Genomic DNA, 19649 nt, shown 5'->3' on the forward strand with positions numbered 1-19649 from the left:
GGTTGCCGCGCGCCGCACAGGCCGGAATTGGCGCCGGTCCCACAGGCCGGCGCCTTCTGGCGCTTACTTGCTGGCGGTCAGGTTCAGCGTCTTGCCGACGGTGGCGTTCCAGTCCTTGACGCACTGCGCCGAGCAGCGGGCGGCCCACTTGGGCAGGACGGCCTCTTGCGCCACCTTCTTGAGCAGCGCCTGATCGGCCTCGGACGGCTGAACCAGGACCATCTTGCCCTTGACCGGGAACGGGCATGCGGCCGCGCCGGTGTTGCAGTCATAGCCTTCCTGCGTCTGGCGGGCGGCGGCATCCCAGATGTTGTCGACCAGCGTCGTGATCTGGGCTTGCAGGAACGTGCGGACCTTCGGATCCAGCTTGTCCCAGGCCTTCTGGTTGACGGCGTGGATCTGCTGGTTCCAGTTGATCGGCAGCGCGACCAGGTGGGTGGACACTTCGTACCACTTGGCCGAATAACCCGACAGCGAACCCGTGATGGCGCAATCGACAACCTTGTTCTGCAGCGCGGGGACGACTTCGCCGAAGGCCATCGTCACGCTCGAGCCGCCCAGCGCCTCGACGAACTCGGCCGTGGTGCGGCTGCTGGTGCGGACCTTCTTGCCCTTGATGTCCGCCAGGCCCTTGATCTCGGCATTGCAGAACAGCACTTGCGCGGGATACGTGGAGATGCCCAGCAGCTTGACGTTGTTGCCTTCGCCGTAAAGCTTGGCGTAGACCGGTTCGAAAGCTTGGGTGACGGCGCGAGCGGTCTTGACGTCGGGCGCCAGGCCAGCCAGGTCGATGGCCTCGTTGATCGGATTGTCGCTGGCAAAGTAAGACAGCGTGGCGGTGCCGAATTCGATCACGCCCTGCGACATCAGGCGCAGCAGCTCGGGCCCCTTCAAGCCCATTTCATTGAAGCCCTTGATCTCCGCCGTGACCTGCCCCTTGGACTGCTCGGGAATGGTCTTGGTCCAGAACGGCTTTTCGTAGTCGTTGTAGGCGGTGAGGTTCGACAGGCCACCCACGATCTTCAGATGGGTCTTGGGCAGGTCCTGGGCCTGGACGGCGCCAGCCAGCAAGCTGGCGGCGACGGCGGCAAAAACAAGAGACTTCTTCATGGAAAAACTCCTGGCTGGCGGGATCGTCTGTCGCGCGCGGGATCCCGTTGTCCTGGTCGCGCGCCGGTAGGAATCGGTGGTCAAGGATGGGAATATCCAGGCCCTACGTCGTTATGAGCGCCATTGCATCGCCAGGGGCGGCAAGCGTCCAATCGTATGTTCCGATGTGGGGGTATAAATTTTTCTTGGGTCTCGCGGCGCCAAGCAACGCCATTCGCCGCAAACGACGTATTGGCGCGGCCTTGCGGCCATCGACGGGGTGCGGAACAGAGCCTGGCGGACACGTCCCGGGGCAGCCCGCAACGCCGCTGGCTCGGGAAAACACCTACGGCGGTTTTGCCCGCTCAGGCCTGCGCGGCGACCTTTTGCGCCATCTGCGCAATGACGCGCACGGCATGGCTGTCGGGGCCCTGCACCCATGTGGCGGTAAAGCTCAGCTCAGGCAGCGGGTCGGCCTGCACCTGCAGGATCCGCAACTCGCCGCGGGCCAGTTCCTTGCCCAGGAACACAGGCGCGATGACGCTGGTGCCGATCGCGTCCTGCGTCATGCGGACCACCATGGACATTGAAGCGCTGCCGTACATGCGCGGCGAGGTCACGCCGGCCCGGGTCAGCATGTCGCGCACCACGCGGTAAGGCGAACTGTTGGAGGGATACGTGATGATCGGCAGCTTGCCGATCGTGGCCAGCGTCAAGGGCTCCGGCCCCAGATCCAGCAGCGGGCTGGCCACCCACGCCAGCGGATACGTGCAGAGCGGCAGGTTCTCCACGCGCGCCTCCAGCACCGGCCCCATCAAGAAGGCCAGATCGATCTGGCGCGACATCAGGTGCGAACGCAGCACGTGCGTGGTGTCCACTTCGATCTCCAGCACCAGTGCCGGATAGGTCGCATGAATCAGTTCGATGAGCGCGGGCAGCCAGGTCTGCACAATGGTCTCGGCGACACCGATGCGCACGGTGCCGGACATGACGTTCTGCTCGCGCGCAGCCTCGAACATGTCGCGCCGCACCTGCAGCATGCGTTCGGCATGCGACAGGAGTTCGTGCCCCTTGGCGGTCAGCTTGACCCCGCGCGCGTCGCGCTCGAACAGCTTGACGCCCAGATCCGCCTCGAGCGAAGCAATGCGCTGCGAGACGGCGGGCTGCGTGGTGTTGAGCTTGTCCGATGCGGCCCGAAAGCTGCCCAGTGTGGCTACCCAAAAAAAAGTTTCGACGTTGCGTAGTTCTATCATTGGCCTTTTCCCCCGGCGGGATGAGCGTATCATGTCAGCCGCTCATCGCCCCAAAGGCGCCATGCCCTGTGTACGCTGAAAGGAGTACCCGCCATGTCCCCGGCCGATAACGGTCGCCCGCGCTCCGGCGCGTCAACCGCACGCGGCCCGATGATCGGCGTGCTGCTGCTCGTGCTGTCGATGTGGACCCTGTCGTGCCTGGACGCGAGCGGAAAATGGGTCATGAACGCGGGCGTGCCCTTGCTGGTGCTGTCGTGGGTCCGTTACGCCATCCATCTGGTGCTCGTCCTGGCGCTGGTGCTGCCCGCGCGCGGCGTGCGGGTGCTGCGCAGCACCAAGCCGCGCGAACAGCTCATTCGCGGCGGCTCGATGTTCCTGGCCACGCTGATGTTTTTCACGACCCTCAGCTACATCCCCCAGGCCGAAGCCACCTCGATCAATTTCCTGGCGCCGCTGCTCGTGCTGTCGCTGGCGCCCTGGATCCTGAAGGAACCGGCGCGCATGTCGCGCTTCGTCGCCGCAGGCATCGCCTTTGTCGGCGTCCTGATCGTCATCCGCCCCGGCGGCGGCCTGCACCCGGTGGGCACGATCTTCGGCCTGCTGACCGCCTGTTGCTTTACCGCGCAATTCATCGCCACGCGCCGCGTGGCCGGCGACGATCCGTTCACCTCGCTGATCTGGAGCGGCGCCGTGGGCACGATCTGCCTGACGCTCGCCCTGCCCTTCATCCTTCCGCCCGCCCTGCCCGTGCTCCAGGCCTTGTCGGCGTTCGACTGGATGGTGCTGATCTCGACCGGCATCACCGGCTGCGTGGGCCACCTGTTCCAGATTGCCGCCTACCGCCGCGCTCCGGCCTCCACGCTAGCGCCCTTCATCTACCTGCAGATCATCAGCGCCACGTCGGTCGGCTGGCTGGTCTGGGGGCATTTTCCCGATCCATTGACCTGGCTGGGCATTGCGATCATCTGCGCCAGCGGCGTGGGCATCGGCATGATCGAATGGCGGCGCAGCCGCGCGCAGGGCGCCGCGCTGGCCCAGGCGGCCGCGGGCACGACGGCCCGGCGCTGAACGGCGGCGGCGCCCCCAGCGAGGGGCCGCCCGCCTCCCGTACAATGCGCTTCGCCTGATGCCCGATCCGGCATCTGCCCCTGGCGTATCCCCAACAAGAGGCTCCCATGATCATCAAGCCCCGCGTGCGCGGTTTCATCTGCGTCACCACCCATCCTGCCGGCTGCGAAGCCAACGTTAAGCAACAGATCGACTACGTGAAGGCGCAAGGACCGGTGCCCGGGGGACCGAAGCGCGTGCTGGTCCTGGGCGCGTCGACGGGATACGGCCTGGCCGCGCGCATCAGCGCGGCATTCGCCTGTGGCGCGCAGACGCTGGGCGTATTTTTTGAGCGGCCGGGCGACGCCAGCAAGGCGGGCACGCCGGGCTGGTACAACAGCGCCGCGTTCCACAAGTTCGCCCAATCCGAGGGGCTGTACGCCAAGAGCATCAACGGCGACGCGTTTTCCGATGAGATCAAGCAGCGCACCATCGACGCCATCAAGGCGGACATGGGCCAGGTCGACCAGGTCATCTACAGCCTGGCCGCGCCGCGCCGCACGCACCCGAAGACGGGGCAGGTCCACACCTCCACGCTCAAGCCCATCGGCAAGTCCGTGACCTTGCGCGGCCTAGACACCGACAAGGAACTCATCAAGGACGGCGTGCTGGAGCCGGCCTCGCAAGACGAGATTGACGCCACCGTCGCCGTGATGGGCGGGGAAGACTGGCAGATGTGGATCGATGCGCTGCTGCAAGCCGGGGTGCTGGCCGAAGGCGCCACCACCACCGCCTTCACCTATCTGGGCGAAAAGATCACGCACGACGTCTATTGGAACGGGTCCATCGGCGCGGCCAAGAAAGACCTGGACCAGCGCGTGCTGGACATCCGCGCCAAGCTGTCCGCGCGCGGCGGCGATGCCCGCGTGTCGGTGCTCAAGGCCGTGGTGACGCAGGCCAGTTCGGCGATCCCGATGATGCCGCTGTACCTGTCGCTGCTCTTTAAGGTCATGAAGGAAGACGGCACGCACGAAGGCTGCATCGAACAGGTGTACGGACTGTATCGCGACAGCCTGTGCGGCCCTTCCCCCATCCTGGACGACGAGGGCCGGTTGCGCGCCGACTACAAGGAACTGGATCCCAAGGTGCAGGCGCGGGTGCAGGCGCTATGGGATCAGGTAGACACGGCCAGCCTGTATACGCTGACCGATTTTGCCGGCTACAAGCGCGACTTCCTGCGGCTGTTCGGCTTTGAAATCGACGGCGTCGATTACGACGCAGACGTCGATCCGGTGGTGCCGATCCGCGAACTGGCCTAGCGCCTCAATCAGCCGGCACCATCCGGCCGGCCGCCAGCACCAGTTGCCGCCCGCAGCGCGCCGCCAGTTGCGAATCATGCGTGACCAGCACGAGCGTCGTGCCTTGTTCGCGGTGCAGGTCGAACATCAGGTCGATGACCGTCACGCCAGTGGCGGCGTCCAGGCTGCCGGTGGGTTCGTCGGCGAACAGCAGGTCTGGCTGCACCACGAAGGCCCGGGCCAGCGACACGCGTTGCTGCTCCCCGCCCGACAGCGTGCGCGGATAGTGGTGCAGGCGCGCGCCCAGTCCGACGCGCTCCAGCATGGCCTGCGCGGCCTCGCGCGCCGATTGGCCCGCCAGTTCCAGCGGCAGCATCACGTTTTCCAGCGCGGTCAGATTGGGCAGCAGCTGGAACGACTGGAACACGAAGCCCACATGATTGGCCCGCAGGCGCGCGCGGCCGTCCTCGTCCAAGGCAAACAGGTCCTGCCCCGCAAGGTGTACGCTGCCCGCACTGGGAACATCCAGGCCGGCCAGCAGTCCCAGCAGAGTCGACTTGCCCGAACCGGAGCTGCCGGTGATGGCCACGGCACTGCCCGCGGCGACCGTAAAATCGATTCCTTCCAGGATAGAAAGCGACCCGCCGGCATCGGCCACCCGCTTGCCCAGCCCTTTCACCACGATTGAGTTATTGCTATCCATGCGCCTATTTTCCCGTCTGCTTCTCGTGACTGCCTTTGCGACCGCCGCGGCGGCGCCCGCCCACGCTCAGACCGCCGCCGCGGCCCAGGGTTCCTCGCCGCGCACCGTACTGGTGGTGGGCGACAGCCTGTCGGCCGAGTATGGCATCAAGCGCGGCACTGGCTGGGTGCCCCTGCTGTCTGAAAGGGTTTCCGAACAATACCCGAAGTTCAAGGTCGTCAATGCCAGCATCAGCGGCGACACGACCAGCGGCGGCGTGGCCCGCCTGCCCGCGCTGCTGCGCCAGCACGCCCCCGCCGTCGTCGTGCTGGAGCTGGGCGCCAATGACGCGCTGCGCGGCCTGCCCCTGAACATGACCGAGCAGAACCTGCGAACGATGGCTCAGGCGGCCCGCAAGGCCGATGCCGACGTGCTGATCATCGGGATGCAGATCCCGCCGAACTATGGCCGGGATTACGCGCAACGCTTTGCCGCGGTGTTCAGCAAGGTCGCCAAAGACGAAAACGCCCGGCTCGTGCCCTTCCTGATGGAAGGTATCGCAACGAACCGGGCGATGTTCCAGGCTGACGGCATCCATCCGAACGAGGATGCCCAGCCTCAATTGCTCGACAACGTGTGGCCGACGCTGCGGCCCCTGTTGAACTGAGCGTTGCCTGCGGCGATCAGCCCGCGGCCTGGGCCTGATCGCCGCGAATGACGTCGGCTGCGGCCGGCAGCACATTCACCTTGTACTGCTCGCGCAGCATGCGGATCATGGCTTCGTTTTCGGCCTGGCCCCAGGCGCCCGACAACTGCTGCGCCAGGCGCTCCTTGTCGGCGGCTTCGGTCTGGCCCGCTTCCACCTTTTCCAGACGCACCAGCGTGTAGTCCACGCCGGACTGCACGCCCGTGAAGGCCGGCAGCGCGGCCGACGGCAGGCGCATCACGGCATCCAGCACCGGGCGCGACAGATCCTGCGGATTCTGGCGCGACACCGTGACGGCGGGACCAAAGCCTTCAGGCGCCGCGGCAGGATTGGCCTTGTTGGCGGCCAGGGCAGCCTCGCCTGCCTTCTTGGCGGCTTCGGCCGAGCGCTCGTCCAGCAGCTTGGCGCGGATGACGTCGCTGACCTTGTCCAGCGGCGGCACGTGAGCAGGCTCGACAGCGGCGACGCGCACGGCCAGCATCGTGTCGGGGGCAAGTTCGATCACGCCGGAGTTCTGCTTTTCACGCAGCACGTCGGGCGAGAACAGCACCTGGCGCACGCGCGGGTTGTCCAGCAGCGCGGCGTCCGGGCTGTCGGCGGCGGAACCCGGGCCGGCCTTCGCGGCGGGCAGCAGACCTTCGCGGGTCACGCCGGAGGCGGTGCGCAGCTTAAGGCCCACGGCGTCGGCAGCCGGTTGCAGGCTGTCGCGCTGGTCGTAGACCTGCTTGTTCAGCTGGCTGGCCATCTCCGAGAAGCGTTGCGCGGCGATCTGCTTGCGGACTTCGGCGGTGATCTGGTCCTTGACCTCGGCCAGCGGCTTGATGGCAGCCGGGCTGATTTCCGTGACCTTCAAAATGTGCAGGCCAAACGGGCTTTCAACCACGCCGGACACCTGATTGGCGGCAAGGCCGAAGATGGCCTTGTCCAGCGGGCCCGCCTGCGAACCCGGCGCGATCCAGCCCAGGTCGCCACCCTTGGCGGCCGAGCCGGAATCCTGCGAATTCTTGGCGGCCAGTTCAGCGAACTTGCTGGGGTCGGCGGCGGCTTGCTTGGCAATGTCTTCGGCCTTGGCGCGCGCGGCCTTGCGGGCATCTTCGGAGCCGCCGGACGGCAGCTCGATGAAGATGTGGCTGGCGCGGCGGCGCTCGGGCTGGCCAAAGCGGTTCTTGTTCTGTTCGTAGTAAGCAGCCAGGTCTTCGTCCTTGACCTGCACACCCTGCGTGGCGGCCGCTTCGTCCAGCACCAGGTATTGGACCTGCACCTGTTCCGGCACCTGCAGCTGCTGCTTGTTGGCGTCGTACCAGGCCTGGATGTCGGCCGGGGTGACGGTGACCTGCGAACGGAAGTCGGCTGCCGAGAAATTGCGCAACTGCACCGTGCGCGTCTGCGTCAGCGCCGATTCCAGCGCGGCCACCACTTCGGCCGGCGCGCGGGCCGATTGGCCCACGGGCTCGAGCACCCGGGCGATGGCCAGGTCACGGCGCAGGCCGGCTTCGAACGAGGTCGGCGACATGCCCTGCGCGGCCAGCACCTGGCGATAGCGCTCGGGCGAGAAACGGCCGTTGTCCTGGACTTCCGGAATGGCGGCGATCGTGTTGCGCAGGGTCTCGTCGGACACCGAGAAACGGTTGTCGGCGGCCACATTGGCAAGCAGGCGCTGGTTGATGAGCTGGTTCAGCAGGCCTTCACGCAACGCGGGCGTGTCGATCACGGCCGGGTCGAACTGCGTGCCCAGGCGCTGGCGGAACTGGTCGAGCTGGTTGCGGTGCGCCTGGTCGAACTCGGCGCGGGAAATCGGCTGGCCAGCCACCGTCGCGAGCTCGGGCTCCCGGTTCATGAAGCTGTCATAGCCTTGAATCCCGACCAGGAAGAAGGAAGGCACGATCAAGATCAGCAGGATGAACTGCATCCAGCGCCGATGGCTGCGAATAAATTCGAACATGGAATCCCTGTTGCCGCGCTCCGGGATGGATGCCCGGGGCCGCACGAAAACGCATAAAAAAAGGCGAAGTGGATTCGCCCCTATTCCCATACCGGTTATTACCGGGATCAGCGGGCGGATTTTACCATTTCTCATTCATTACGGAGGCCCGCGGTTCTCCCGCCCCGCGACGGCCATGGCGGCGGCTGTTCCGTCCCCGCCCGTCGCGCGCCCGTCAACCCGGGAAACCCCCATTACCCGCCCCGCCCGGCGCTCGTATCGTGGGCTGGGGCTGCCCCGCCAATCGGGCCCCCACTGCCAGGCCGGCGCAAGGCCGGTCTCCCTCCCGCGCGCTAAAAGGGTCACTCACGATGCCGTTCATGCCTTCCCGCCTGCCTTTTCTGAAATCCTGCGTCGCCCTGGCGTTCCTGGGCTGCGCCCAGGCCGTGCAGGCCGCTCCGGTCGCCGAGGTGCTGGACGCGGCCAAGGGCCAGCAGCAGGCGGTGCTCGACACGATGCGCGACCTGGTGAACATCGAGTCGGGCAGCAAGGACGTCGAGGGCGTCGAACGCATCGCCGGACTGATCCGTGACCGGCTTCAAGCGCTGGGCGGCACCGTGGAGATCATCGCGCCGTCGGATGTCTTCCGGCTGGACGACACGCCTGACAAGGTCGGTCCGATGGTCCACGCCCAGTTCAAGGGCAGCGGCAGCAAGAAGATCATGCTGATCGCCCATATGGATACCGTGTACCGCAACGGCATGCTGAAGGATCAGCCCTTCCGGATCGATGGCGACAAGGCCTACGGCCTGGGCATCGCCGACGACAAGCACGGCGTGGCGGCCATCCTGCACACCATCGCCCTGCTCAAGACATTGAAATTTTCCGACTACGGCACCTTGACCGTGCTGATCAACGGGGACGAGGAGATCAGCTCGCCGGGGGCTCGAAGCACCATCACCCGTCTGGGCGCCGATCAGGATGCCGTCTTTTCGTTCGAGGGCGGCGGCATGGAGCCGCGCCTGACGCTGGCCACCAGCGGCATCGGGGCGGCCTACCTGACGGTGCAAGGCAAGACCTCGCACGCGGGCGCGCGGCCAGAGGGCGGCGTCAATGCGCTCTATGAGCTGTCCCATCAGCTGCTGCAGCTGGACGACCTGTCCAAGCCCGACGAGGGACTGAAACTGAACTGGACGGTCGCCCAGGCTGGCACCAACCGCAACGTCATTCCCGGCCTGGCAACCGCGCAGGGCGACGCCCGCGCCCTGCGCGTGTCGGACTTCGACGCGCTGGCGCGCACGCTGGAGGAACGGGTGCAGAAAAAGCTGCTGCCCGAATCCAAGGTCAGCGTTAAATTCGAAGTCCGCCGGCCGCCGCTGGAAGCGACGGCCGCATCGCGCGCGCTTGCCCAGCACGGCGTGAAGATCTACCAGGAACTGGACCTGCCCCTGAAAGTGGTGGACCGGGCCAGCGGCGGCGGCACGGACGCCGCCTTTGCGGCGCTCAAGGCGCGCGGCCCCGTCATCGAGGGGATGGGGCTGAGCGGCTTCGGCGCGCATTCGAATGACGCCGAGTATGTCCTGATCGGCAGCATCGTGCCGCGCCTGTATCTGGCCACGCGCATGATCATGGACGTCTCCGAGGACAAGGCGCCGCTGAAGTAGGTGCGGGCCAAGACAAGGTATCCTTGCAACCTGTCCCAAAAGAACCCCGAAGCAGCACCGAAATGACCGCAACCCTTCCCTCCTGGCCCTACTCCCGTTACATCGCGCACCGCGGCGGCGGCCGCCTGGCCCCGGAGAACACGCTGGCCGCCATGCGCGTGGGCGCCGAAAACGGCTTCACCATGTTCGAATACGACGTGAAGCTCAGCCGCGACAACGTGCCGGTGCTGATGCACGACGACGACGTCGACCGCACCTCCAACGGCACCGGCCCCGCGGCCACCAAGACGTTCGCCGAGCTGGCCCAGCTGGACTTCGGCAGCTGGCATTCGCCCGCCTACGCGGGCGAACCGCTGCCCACCTTTGCCGCCGTCGCGCGCTACACGCTGGCCAACGGCATTGCCAGCAACGTCGAGATCAAGCCCTGCCCGGGCCGCGAGGCCGAGACCGGCCGCGCCGTCGCCCTGGCGGCCCGCCAATGGTGGCAAGGCGCCGATACGGCGCCGCTGCTGTCCTCGTTTGCCGAGGAAGCCTTGCAAGCCGCCCTTGAGGCCGCGCCCGAACTGCCGCGCGCGCTGCTGGTGGAAAAGGTGCCGGCCGACTGGCGTGAACGGCTTGCCAAGTACCAGTGCGTCGCCCTGAACATCAACCAGAAGGACGCCACCCGCGAACTGATCGACGCCGTGCACGCCGCCGGCTACCGCATCGCGGCCTGGACCGTCAATGACCCCGAGCGCGCGCGCCTGCTGCTCGACTGGGGCATCGACGGCATTTTCACCGACGAGCTGGCCGCCATCCGGCCCGCCGCCTGAGGCAGACAGCCCCGTGTTCAGCTACCGCCACGCCTTTCACGCCGGCAACCACGCCGACGTGCTCAAGCACGCCATCCTGGTCCACACCCTGGACTATTTCAACAAGAAAGACGCTCCGTATTGGGTCGTCGACACCCACGCCGGCGCCGGCCTTTACAGCCTGGACAGCGACTGGGCCGCCAAGACGTCCGAGTTTGCGGACGGCATCGGCCGCCTGTGGGAAGCCAAGGACCTGCCGCCGCTGCTGGCCGATTACGTTGCGCGCATCCGCGACTACAACACCAACGGCCGGCTGCGCCGTTACCCGGGCTCGCCCTGGCTGGCGCTGGACGCGCTGCGTCCGTCCGACCGCCTGCGCCTGTTCGAGATGCACCCCACCGAAATCGACACGCTGGTCGGCAACCTGGAACACCAGGGCCGCGCCGCGCAGCGCCAGACCACCATCTATGGCGACGATGGCTTCGAAGGCGTCAAGGCGCTGCTGCCGCCGCCCACGCGGCGCGGGCTGGTGCTGATCGATCCCTCGTATGAAGACAAGCACGACTACCGCCGCACGCTCGTCACGGTCAAAGAGTGCATCAAGCGCTTTGCCACCGGCACGTATGCCATCTGGTATCCGCTGGTGCAACGGCGCGAAGCCAGCGAAATGGCGCGCCACTTCGAAAACCTGAAGGTCAAGAGCTGGTTGCACGCCACGCTGACGGTCAAGAAGGCAACCATCGACGGCTATGGCTTGCACGGCAGCGGCATGTTCCTCATCAATCCGCCCTGGACGCTGCACGACGCGCTGAAACAGGCCATGCCGTACCTGGCGCGCGAACTGGCGCAGGACGAGCGGGCTGGCTTCACGTTGCAATACCGCGAGAACCCGTTCCCCGTTCCCAAGAAGCAATCGGACGACTGACGGGCCGCCCGCTTGCGGCGGTGCGATCGCGCAGACGGCAAAAGGGCCGCGCCTTCATGGCGCGGCCCTTTTTACATGCGGGCTTACGGCGGTTCAGACCGTTTCGACGTCGGCATCGCGCAAGGCTTCCTGCGCCAGCGCCAGCTTCGAGGCCGCATCGCGCAGCGCGGTGCGAAGGCCTTCCTCGATCACGGGATGGTAGAACGGCATTTCCAGCATGCGCGCCACCGTGAGCTCTTGCTGCACGGCCCACGCCAGCAGGTGACCGATGTGTTCCGCGCTGGGGCCGATCATTTCGGCGCCCAGGAAGCGGCCCGTTTCGATGTCGGCATACACGTGCAGCATGCCGCGGTTCTTGAGCATTACGCGCGAACGGCCCTGGTCGCTGAAATCGACCGCGCCGATGACGAACGTGCCTGGCACCAGCTTCGCATGGCCCGCGCCAACCAGCGCGATCTGCGGATCCGAGAACAACACGCCCAGTGGCGCACGCCGCAGGCCCTGGCGCACATCGGGAAAGCGCGCCGCGTTTTCGCCGGCGATGCGGCCCTCGTCGGCGGCCTCGTGCAGCAACGGCGCGTCGGCGTTGGCGTCGCCCGCGATGAAGATCGGCGCGCTGCCGGCCTGCATCGTCAACTGGTCGAACTGCGGCACGCCCTGCGCATTCAGCGCCAGCGACGTGTTTTCAAGGCCCAAGCCATCGACGTTGGGGCGGCGGCCCGTGGCGACCAGCGCGTAATCGAAGCGCTCGGTGCGCTCGCTGTTGTCCAGCGCCACGTAACGCACTTCGACTTCGTCGCCGACGCGGGTCGTTTCCAGGACGCGGGCGTCCGTATCCAGGTAGAACTCGCGTTGGAAGATCTTGCGCGCGGTCTGGCGCACCTGCGGATCGCTGATGCCGCCCAGGCTGCCGCTCATGCCGAAGACCCGAACTTCCACCCCAAGACGGGCGAGCGCCTGCCCCAGTTCCAGCCCGATCACGCCGGGGCCGAAAACCGCGACGCGGTTCGGCAGATCGTCCCACGCAAACACGTCATCGTTGACGACGAGCCGGTCGCCCAGTGCGCGAAACGGCGGCGGCACCGACGGGCGCGAGCCGGTGGCGATCACCACGCGCGAGGCCTGGATTTCGGTATGGTCGTCCACATGCAGCACCGTGTCGGACACGAACTTTGCGTAGCCGCGTACCTTGTCCTCGGCGGGAATGTTCTCGACGCCATCGACCACGAAGCCCACGAAACGGTCACGTTCGCGCTTGACGCGGTCCATGACCTCGGCGCCGTGAACCGTGATCTCGCCGCCGACATGCACGCCGAAAGCTTCCGTGTGCGCCGCCGCATGCGCGGCCTCGGCGGCGGCGATCAAGAGCTTGGACGGCATGCAGCCCACGCGGGCGCAGGTCGTGCCGTAAGGGCCGCCTTCGATGAGCAGCGCGCGCTTGCCCGCTGCCTTGGCGGCGCGATAGGCAGCCAGGCCTGCGGTGCCGGCGCCGATGACGGCAATGTCGGTGTGCAGCGTCTTCATGATTGGGAACCCCCTGTGATGCAAGTTTTTCAGTGTCGAGCAAAGCGCGGCGACGTGCGCCGCGCTTCGTGGCGGGAAGGGGGCACCCCCCCCTGCCCGGCCCCATCGCCAGGAGATCAGGCGAAGTGCGCCTTCAGGTCTTCCAGGCCGCCGATGAGGGCGCCGTTGATGAACACCTGGGGTGCCGTGCCCTTGCCCGACACCGCGCCGATCACACGGCCGCGGACCTTGTTTTCGAGGGGGATCTCGATCGGCGCGTAGCCCTTGCTGTCCAGCAGCGCCTTGGCTTCGACGCAGAACGGGCAGCCCGGCTTGGAGAACACGACCACCTGGTCCGGCTTTTTGGCCGACGGCGCGACGTGAGCCAGCATGGTGTCGGCGTCCGAGACTTCAAACGGGTCGCCTTCCTTTTCCGGCTCGATGAACATCTTTTCGACGACACCGTCCTTGACCAGCATGGAATAGCGCCAGCTGCGCTTGCCAAAGCCCAGGTCGCTCTTGTCGACCAGCATGCCCATGCCTTCGGTGAAGGCGCCGTTGCCGTCGGGCAGCAGCGTGATGTTGGCCGATTCCTGATCCTTGGCCCATTCGTTCATGACGAAGGTGTCGTTGACCGACACGCAGACGATGCTGTCCACGCCCGAGGCAAAGAACGCGGGGGCCAGTTCGTTGTACCGCGGCAGGTGGGTGGACGAGCAGGTCGGCGTGAACGCGCCGGGAAGCGAGAAGACCACGACCGTCTTGTTCTTGAACAGGTCGTCGGTCGTGACCTTCTTCCACGTGTTGTCCTCACGAACGGGGAACGTCACATTGGGAACACGTTGGCCTTCGCGGTTTTGCAGCATTCGAATTTCTCCTTGGTAGCTAAATAAATTGGCGGTTTCGATCCGCCATGAGAAGAATCATAAATCTGGACTATCAAACAATCCAATTTAATTAATTCAATTGATTGATAGTTATAGACAATGATTGAATCTCTAAAGAAATACGAAAGCTATCACAAAGCCGCGACGGACCGCGTCAGACTCGCGCGGGCTCGTACCCGGCGTCGCGGATGGCCGCCTCGACCTTGTCGGCCTCGTCGGTTCCCGTGATCGTTACGCGATGCGCGGGCAGGTCGACGGCGACAACCGCGCCCGGGACGGCTTGGTTGACGGCGCTGGTGATTGTCTTGACGCAATGGCCGCAGGTCATGTCAGGCACTTGGAAAGCGATGGTCATGGTGTTTCTCCGGAAGGTTCAAAGGTGGCGCACGGCCACCATGACGGGCAGGTTAAACGTTCCCATTATGGCAAGGTCAAGCGTAGAATGGCGCTTGACCTTCCTATGATGGGAAGGATGAAACTGAGTGCTCCCATTCAGACAGAGACAGCCATGCGCGCAGCAAACCCACCCCCCATCTCCGAATTGGAACTTGCCATTGAAGGCATGACCTGCGCATCGTGCGTCAAGCGCGTGGAAAAAGCCCTGACGAATGTCCCCGGGGTTGCGCAGGCGCAAGTCAACCTCGCCACCGAGCGCGCGCGGGTCTCATTCGACCCTGCTGCTGCCCAGCCGCAGGCGCTGGTCGCCGCCGTGGAGAAGATGGGCTATGAAGCCCATCCCATCGCCGCCCAGGACGACCACGCCGAGCGGCAGTCGCAGGCCCGCGACGCCGAGGCGCACCGCCTGCAGCAGGCGTTCTTCGTGGCGCTCGCGCTGACGCTGCCGGTGTTCGCGCTGGAGATGGGATCGCACCTGATTCCCGCCATGCATCATTGGGTGCTCGGCACGATCGGCCAGCAGAACAGCTGGCTGCTTCAATTCGTGCTGACCACCGCCGTGCTGGTGTGGCCAGGCAGGCAGTTTTTCACCAAGGGGCTGGTCGCCCTGTGGCGCCGCGCGCCCGAAATGAATTCGCTGGTGGCGCTGGGCGCCGGCGCCGCGTGGGGCTATTCGGTCGTCGCCACGTTTGCGCCCGGCCTGCTGCCGCAGGCGGCCCGCAACGTGTACTTCGAGGCGGCCGCCGTCATTGTCACGCTCATCCTTCTGGGCCGCATGCTCGAAGCGCGCGCCAAGGGCAAGACCGGCGCGGCCATCAAGCGGCTGATTGGCCTGCAGCCGCGCACCGCACGCGTGCTGCGCGACGGCCAGGCGCAGGATATTGCGATCGAACGCGTGCGCACCGGCGACATCGTGATGGTGCGGCCCGGCGAGAAGATTCCGCTGGACGGCGACATCGTCGAAGGCAATTCCTACGTCGACGAGTCCATGTTGACGGGCGAGCCCGTGCCTGTCGAAAAGCACCCCGGGATGCAGGCAACGGGCGGCACGCTGAACACCTCGGGCAGTTTCACCTTGCGCGTCACGCACACGGGTGCGGATACCATGCTGGCCCGGATCATCCGCATGGTCGAAGCAGCCCAGGGCGCGCGCCTGCCGATCCAGGCGATGGTGGACCAGGTGACCGCCTGGTTCGTCCCCGCGGTCATGGCGGCCGCCCTGCTCACCTTCCTGGTCTGGTTCTTCCTGGGACCGGAGCCCGCGCTCTCGCACGCGCTGGTCAATGCGGTCGCCGTACTGATCATCGCCTGCCCGTGCGCCATGGGTCTGGCGACGCCCACTTCCATCATGGTCGGCACGGGGCGCGCGGCCGAGATGGGCGTCCTGTTCCGCCAGGGCGACGCCTTGCAGACGCTGCGCGACGTCGACGTGGTGGCCTTCGACAAGACCGGCACCCTCACGCTGGGCAAACCCACGCTGACCGAACAGGAACCCGCGCCCGGCCATGACGCCCAGCAGGTCTTGCAGTGGGTGGCATCGGTGCAGGCGCGCTCCGAGCATCCGATCGCGCTGGCCATCGTGGCGGCAGCCGCCGAACGCAAGCTGGAACTGCTTCCCGCCGAAGGCTTTGCGGCGATCACTGGCGCGGGCGTGGAGGCCACCGTGGCGGGCCGCAACGTGCTGGCGGGCGCGGCGCGCCTGATGGCCGAACGCGGCATCGATGTCAGCGCGTTCGGCGCACGCGCCACGGATTGGGGCAACGAAGGCAAGACGCCGATTTACGTCGCCATCGACGGTCAGGTCGCCGCCATGATGGCCGTGACGGATCCGGTCAAGCCATCGGCGGTGTCCGCGATTGCCGCGCTGCATGCGCAAGGCCTGAAGACCGCCATGATTACCGGCGACAACCGCCACACCGCACAGGCGGTCGCGCGCCAGCTTGGCATCGACGAAGTTCGCGCCGAGGTCCTGCCCGACGGCAAGGTGCAGGCGATTGCGGCGCTGCGCGAGGGTGGGCGCAAGGTGGCGTTCGTGGGCGATGGCATCAACGATGCGCCGGCGCTGGCCGCGGCCGATACCGGCATTGCGATCGGCACGGGCACGGATGTGGCGATCGAGGCGGCGTCCGTGGTGCTGATGGCCGATGACCTGCACGGCGTGCCGAACGCCATCGCGCTCAGCCGCGCGACGCTGGCCAACATCCGGCAGAACCTGTTCTGGGCATTTGCCTACAACGCGGCGCTGATCCCGCTGGCCGCGGGCGCCCTGTACCCGGCTTTCGGGCTGTCGCTCTCGCCCATCTTTGCGGCGGGCGCGATGGCGCTGTCCAGCGTATTCGTCCTGGGCAATGCGCTGCGTCTGAAGGCCTTCCGCCCCCGCTGGAGGCAAGCATGAACATCGGACAAGCCGCCAAGCAGTCCGGCATTTCGGCCAAGATGATCCGGTACTACGAGAGCATCGGCCTTATCGGGCCCGCGGTGCGCACGGACTCGGGCTATCGCGTCTACAGCGACCAGGACCTGCACACGCTGCGCTTCGTGCGCCGCGCGCGCGACCTGGGGTTTTCGGTGGAGCAGATGAACGAATTGCTGGCGCTCTGGAAGGATCGCAGCCGGGCAAGCGCGGATGTGAAGCGCATTGCGCTTGAGCACGTCGATGAGCTGGAGCGCAAGGCCGAGTCCCTGCGCGAGATGGCGGCCACGCTCAAGCATCTGGCGCAACACTGCCACGGGGACGAGCGGCCCGATTGCCCCATCCTGGAGAACCTGGGCTGCTCGCACTGAGGCGACGCGGCGGGGCGTTGCCCGCCGCCGCGTCTTACTGGTCCGGCTGCGCCTCGGCGGCGACGCGCGCCTCGTAGGCCTCGGTGGCGGCCTGCTTGGCCGCCGCCTTTTCGGCCGCCGCGGCTAGCCTGGCTTGCTCGGCCGCCGCCGCTTCGGCGGCCGCGTTGGCCGCACGCTCACGGGCGCGCGCTTTCGCTTCCAGCACGCCCTGCGCGTCAAGCGTCTCGAACACGGCGATGGATTCCACATGGCCGGTGTGCGGGAACATGTTGATCACGCCCGCGCTCTTGAGCACGTAGCCGCCTTCGTGAACCAGGATGGCCGCGTCGCGCGCCAGCGTGGCCGGGTTACAGGACACGTAGACAATCCGGCGCGGACGCTCTTCGTACGACAGGTCGGACAGCGCCTGCGACACCGCGTGCGCGCCTTCGCGCGGCGGGTCGATCAGCATGCGGTCGAAGTAGCCCAGGCTACGCAGCCAGGTGGCGTCGACTTCGAATAGGTTGAGGGTGGCGAAGCTGGTGCAATCGCCCAGGCCGTGGCGCGATGCCGCGTCGAACGCGCGATCGGTCAGCGCCTTGCTGCCTTCCACACCGACGGCTTCGCGGCCTTGCGTGGCCAACGGCAACGTGAAGTTGCCCAGGCCACAGAACAGGTCGGCCACGCGGTCGGTGGGCTGCACTTCCAGCAGCTTCAGCGCCCGCGACACCATCGCCCGGTTGATGGCGTGGTTCACCTGCGTGAAGTCGGTCGGACGGTAAGGCATGCGCAGGCCGAATTCCGGCATGGTGTAGGACAGCGTGTCGTTGTGCTCGCGCTCCAGCGGGTGCACCGTGTCCGGGCCCTTGGCCTGCAACCACCATTGCACGTCGTGCTTGGCCGCAAAGGCGCGCAGGATCGCGATGTCGCCGTCGGTCAGCGGCAGCAGATGCCGCAGCACCAGCGCCGTCACGCCCTCGCCGAGCGCCACTTCGATTTGCGGCATGCGGTCGGGCGCGGACATCGAGGCGATCATTTCGCGCAGCGGGATCAACAGATCGCTGACGTGGCGGGGCAGCACATGGCATTCGCGCATGTCGGCCACGTAGCTGCTCTTGCGTTCGTGAAAGCCCACGAGCACCCCGCCCTTCTTGGGCACCACGCGCACGGACAGACGCGCGCGGTAGCGGTAACCCCAGGTCGGGCCCTGCAGCGGCGCCAGGATGAGCGCCGGACGCAGCTTGCCGACATGCCAGAAGGTGTCTTCCAGCGCGCGCTGCTTGATGGCTACCTGCGTGGTGGGTTCCAGATGCTGCATGGCACAGCCGCCACAGACGCCGAAATGCGGGCAGCGGGGCACCACGCGTTGCGACGAGGGGTGCAGCACCTCGTCCACCCGAGCCGTCTCGTAGGAGGGCTTGCGGCGCAGCGTGACCGCGGTGACCCGTTCGCCCGGCAAGGCGCCTTCCACGAAAATGACCTTCCCGTCGCGGCGGGCGATCCCCCTGGCTTCCAGGTCCAGGGATTCGATATTCAAAACGTCAGACATCTCACGCAGTCCAGAATTGCACGCAACCCGTGATTGTAGAAGGACTTCGCGTATTCCCGGAAATCGGGTTTGACGGGGCCGGAGCGGCGGGTGCCACCCCGCCCTGCCCGGCGTTGCGCCGCACATCGCACGCGCAAAAAAAGGGGCTGTTCCGGAATGCCGCCAGGCCAGGCGGCGTTCCGGAGCAACCCCAAAAGGCCGGCGCTTTTGATGGCGCCGCCACGGATATCAGAATGCGCGCGCCACCGAGAAGACGGCGCCGATGCGGCCGGACGGATGGCCGTACTTGGTGGGCAGCCAGTTGTCCTTGGTGGCGCCGACGGCGGCCAGGCCGAGGATCCAGCCCTTCAGGTCCTTGGTCACGCCCAGCTTGTAGTCGACGTAATGGCCAATCGAGTCGCCGTCCATGTTGGTCTGGTTCTTGAGCTTCTGGTAGCCCAGGTGGCCCAGCAATCCCCAGCCGTCGCCCAGGTCGAACGTGGCCGTGCCGTCCAGGTACCAGGTTCCCTTGCTGTCCGGCGTGCTGAAAAAGTCGCTGGGCGTGTACGAATACTTGAGGCTGTAGTTGCCGTAGGACGCGCCCAGGTACAGGTCGGTGTTGTTGTAGTTGCCGCCCTTGGGCGAGCTGGAGCCGGGATAGTAGTAATGCAGCACGCCCGCATCCAGGGTGAACCCGCCGCCGACATCGCCCTTCCAGCCGCCGTAGAAATCCATTTCCAGGTTGCCGTCGGTGAACACGAAGTTGGAGACGTTGGAGTTCCAGTTGCCCAGGTAGAAGCCCGAGCTGTGGTTCAGGTCAAAGCCCAACTGCACGGCGGGACGGAAGTCGGTCTGCGAATAGCCGCGGAAGCGGTAATCGCTGACTATGGTGGCGTTACCGCTGAGCGAAAAGCCGCCACCCAAGTCGGTGGGTTCGGCTTGCGCCACACCTGCAAAACAAGCGGCAAGCGCGAGGGGCAAGGCTAGCAACGTCTTATTCATGGTGCGAAGGTCCTGATCAGATAGTCGGGAGAGCGGACGGCGCGCGGCGCATCCGGCCGGCCGGCCTGTGCAGGTAAAACCGGCTCAAATCCCTTCTAGCAATGTCCGTGCCAGGTTTCGGCTCCATTGCGCGACCCGCCGCAGCGTCCTTCGGGCGCTGGCGATGCACCATGCTGGTGCCCTGTTATGGGGCG

General features: G+C 66.3%; 17 protein-coding genes. 8 read left to right on the plus strand and 9 right to left on the minus strand.

The genetic code is table 11. From position 1 onward, the window contains the following. Nucleotides 1-63: 63 nt before the first annotated feature. Nucleotides 64-1110, minus strand: coding sequence for a TRAP transporter substrate-binding protein (locus FBY20_RS26030; protein WP_056317414.1), 1047 nt, complete (start codon nucleotides 1108-1110; stop codon nucleotides 64-66). Nucleotides 1111-1454: 344 nt separating this feature from the next. After that, on the minus strand, nucleotides 1455-2342 hold the full coding sequence (locus FBY20_RS26035) for a LysR family transcriptional regulator (RefSeq protein ID WP_056317412.1): 888 nt from the start codon (nucleotides 2340-2342) through the stop codon (nucleotides 1455-1457). A 93-nt stretch (nucleotides 2343-2435) separates the two neighbouring features. Here FBY20_RS26035 and FBY20_RS26040 point away from each other — a divergent pair, with 93 nt between their 5' ends. Together FBY20_RS26040 and fabV are read left to right on the plus strand one after the other, a co-directional pair. Beyond that, complete coding sequence (locus FBY20_RS26040) at nucleotides 2436-3410, plus strand: DMT family transporter (protein WP_056317409.1); 975 nt, start codon at nucleotides 2436-2438, stop codon at nucleotides 3408-3410. A gap of 107 nt (nucleotides 3411-3517) precedes the next feature. Beyond that, nucleotides 3518-4708 carry an enoyl-ACP reductase FabV gene (gene fabV, locus FBY20_RS26045; RefSeq protein WP_142055421.1) on the plus strand — a complete coding sequence of 397 codons (1191 nt, stop codon included), beginning with the start codon at nucleotides 3518-3520 and terminating at the stop codon, nucleotides 4706-4708. 4 nt (nucleotides 4709-4712) lie between these two features. On the opposite strand, the gene FBY20_RS26050 is transcribed toward fabV, so the two are convergent. Then, nucleotides 4713-5390 (minus strand): ABC transporter ATP-binding protein, encoded by a 678-nt coding sequence (locus FBY20_RS26050; RefSeq protein ID WP_142055423.1) that lies wholly within the window; start codon nucleotides 5388-5390, stop codon nucleotides 4713-4715. Here FBY20_RS26050 and FBY20_RS26055 point away from each other — a divergent pair. After that, nucleotides 5389-6036: an arylesterase gene (locus FBY20_RS26055; RefSeq protein ID WP_174245452.1), complete on the plus strand. Its 648-nt coding sequence runs from the start codon at nucleotides 5389-5391 to the stop codon at nucleotides 6034-6036. The genes FBY20_RS26050 and FBY20_RS26055 overlap by 2 nt on opposite strands. A 16-nt stretch (nucleotides 6037-6052) precedes the next feature. Here FBY20_RS26055 and FBY20_RS26060 read toward each other — a convergent pair whose 3' ends face one another. Beyond that, nucleotides 6053-8017, minus strand: coding sequence for a SurA N-terminal domain-containing protein (locus FBY20_RS26060; protein WP_056317398.1), 1965 nt, complete (start codon nucleotides 8015-8017; stop codon nucleotides 6053-6055). A 350-nt stretch (nucleotides 8018-8367) separates the two neighbouring features. Between FBY20_RS26060 and FBY20_RS26065 the strand changes: the two genes are divergently transcribed. From FBY20_RS26065 to FBY20_RS26075, 3 genes are all read left to right on the plus strand, one after another. Next, entirely contained in the window at nucleotides 8368-9660 is a 1293-nt protein-coding gene (locus FBY20_RS26065; protein ID WP_142055425.1) for a M20/M25/M40 family metallo-hydrolase, read from the plus strand. Between the two features lie 62 nt (nucleotides 9661-9722). Next, the gene (ugpQ, locus tag FBY20_RS26070) at nucleotides 9723-10472 is read left to right on the plus strand and encodes a glycerophosphodiester phosphodiesterase (protein WP_056317392.1); all 750 of its coding nucleotides are present in this window, start codon (nucleotides 9723-9725) and stop codon (nucleotides 10470-10472) included. 13 nt (nucleotides 10473-10485) lie between these two features. Then, nucleotides 10486-11376, plus strand: a complete 891-nt coding sequence (locus FBY20_RS26075) for a 23S rRNA (adenine(2030)-N(6))-methyltransferase RlmJ (RefSeq protein WP_063954896.1) — start codon at nucleotides 10486-10488, stop codon at nucleotides 11374-11376. Between the two features lie 93 nt (nucleotides 11377-11469). On the opposite strand, the gene FBY20_RS26080 is transcribed toward FBY20_RS26075, so the two are convergent. The 3 genes from FBY20_RS26080 to FBY20_RS26090 form a co-directional block, all read right to left on the minus strand. After that, nucleotides 11470-12900 carry a dihydrolipoyl dehydrogenase gene (locus FBY20_RS26080; RefSeq protein WP_142055427.1) on the minus strand — a complete coding sequence of 477 codons (1431 nt, stop codon included), beginning with the start codon at nucleotides 12898-12900 and terminating at the stop codon, nucleotides 11470-11472. 116 nt (nucleotides 12901-13016) lie between these two features. Then, entirely contained in the window at nucleotides 13017-13745 is a 729-nt protein-coding gene (locus FBY20_RS26085; RefSeq protein ID WP_056317387.1) for a glutathione peroxidase, read from the minus strand. A 175-nt stretch (nucleotides 13746-13920) separates the two neighbouring features. Further along, nucleotides 13921-14121: a heavy-metal-associated domain-containing protein gene (locus tag FBY20_RS26090; RefSeq protein WP_056317385.1), complete on the minus strand. Its 201-nt coding sequence runs from the start codon at nucleotides 14119-14121 to the stop codon at nucleotides 13921-13923. Between the two features lie 153 nt (nucleotides 14122-14274). Here FBY20_RS26090 and FBY20_RS26095 point away from each other — a divergent pair, with 153 nt between their 5' ends. Both FBY20_RS26095 and cueR read left to right on the plus strand, forming a co-directional pair. Then, nucleotides 14275-16557, plus strand: coding sequence for a heavy metal translocating P-type ATPase (locus tag FBY20_RS26095; RefSeq protein ID WP_142055429.1), 2283 nt, complete (start codon nucleotides 14275-14277; stop codon nucleotides 16555-16557). Further along, nucleotides 16554-16946, plus strand: coding sequence for a Cu(I)-responsive transcriptional regulator (gene cueR / locus FBY20_RS26100; RefSeq protein WP_056317380.1), 393 nt, complete (start codon nucleotides 16554-16556; stop codon nucleotides 16944-16946). Before FBY20_RS26095 ends, cueR begins: the two co-directional genes overlap by 4 nt. 34 nt (nucleotides 16947-16980) lie before the next feature. Here the strand turns inward: cueR and rlmD are convergent, their stop codons facing one another. Both rlmD and FBY20_RS26110 read right to left on the minus strand, forming a co-directional pair. Next, nucleotides 16981-18474 carry a 23S rRNA (uracil(1939)-C(5))-methyltransferase RlmD gene (gene rlmD, locus FBY20_RS26105; RefSeq protein WP_142055431.1) on the minus strand — a complete coding sequence of 498 codons (1494 nt, stop codon included), beginning with the start codon at nucleotides 18472-18474 and terminating at the stop codon, nucleotides 16981-16983. 228 nt (nucleotides 18475-18702) lie between these two features. After that, on the minus strand, nucleotides 18703-19455 hold the full coding sequence (locus FBY20_RS26110; RefSeq protein WP_056317376.1) for a TorF family putative porin: 753 nt from the start codon (nucleotides 19453-19455) through the stop codon (nucleotides 18703-18705). Nucleotides 19456-19649 lie beyond the last annotated feature (194 nt).

The sequence above is a fragment of the Achromobacter sp. SLBN-14 genome, from assembly GCF_006715415.1.
GTDB classification, from domain to species: domain Bacteria; phylum Pseudomonadota; class Gammaproteobacteria; order Burkholderiales; family Burkholderiaceae_B; genus Achromobacter; species Achromobacter mucicolens.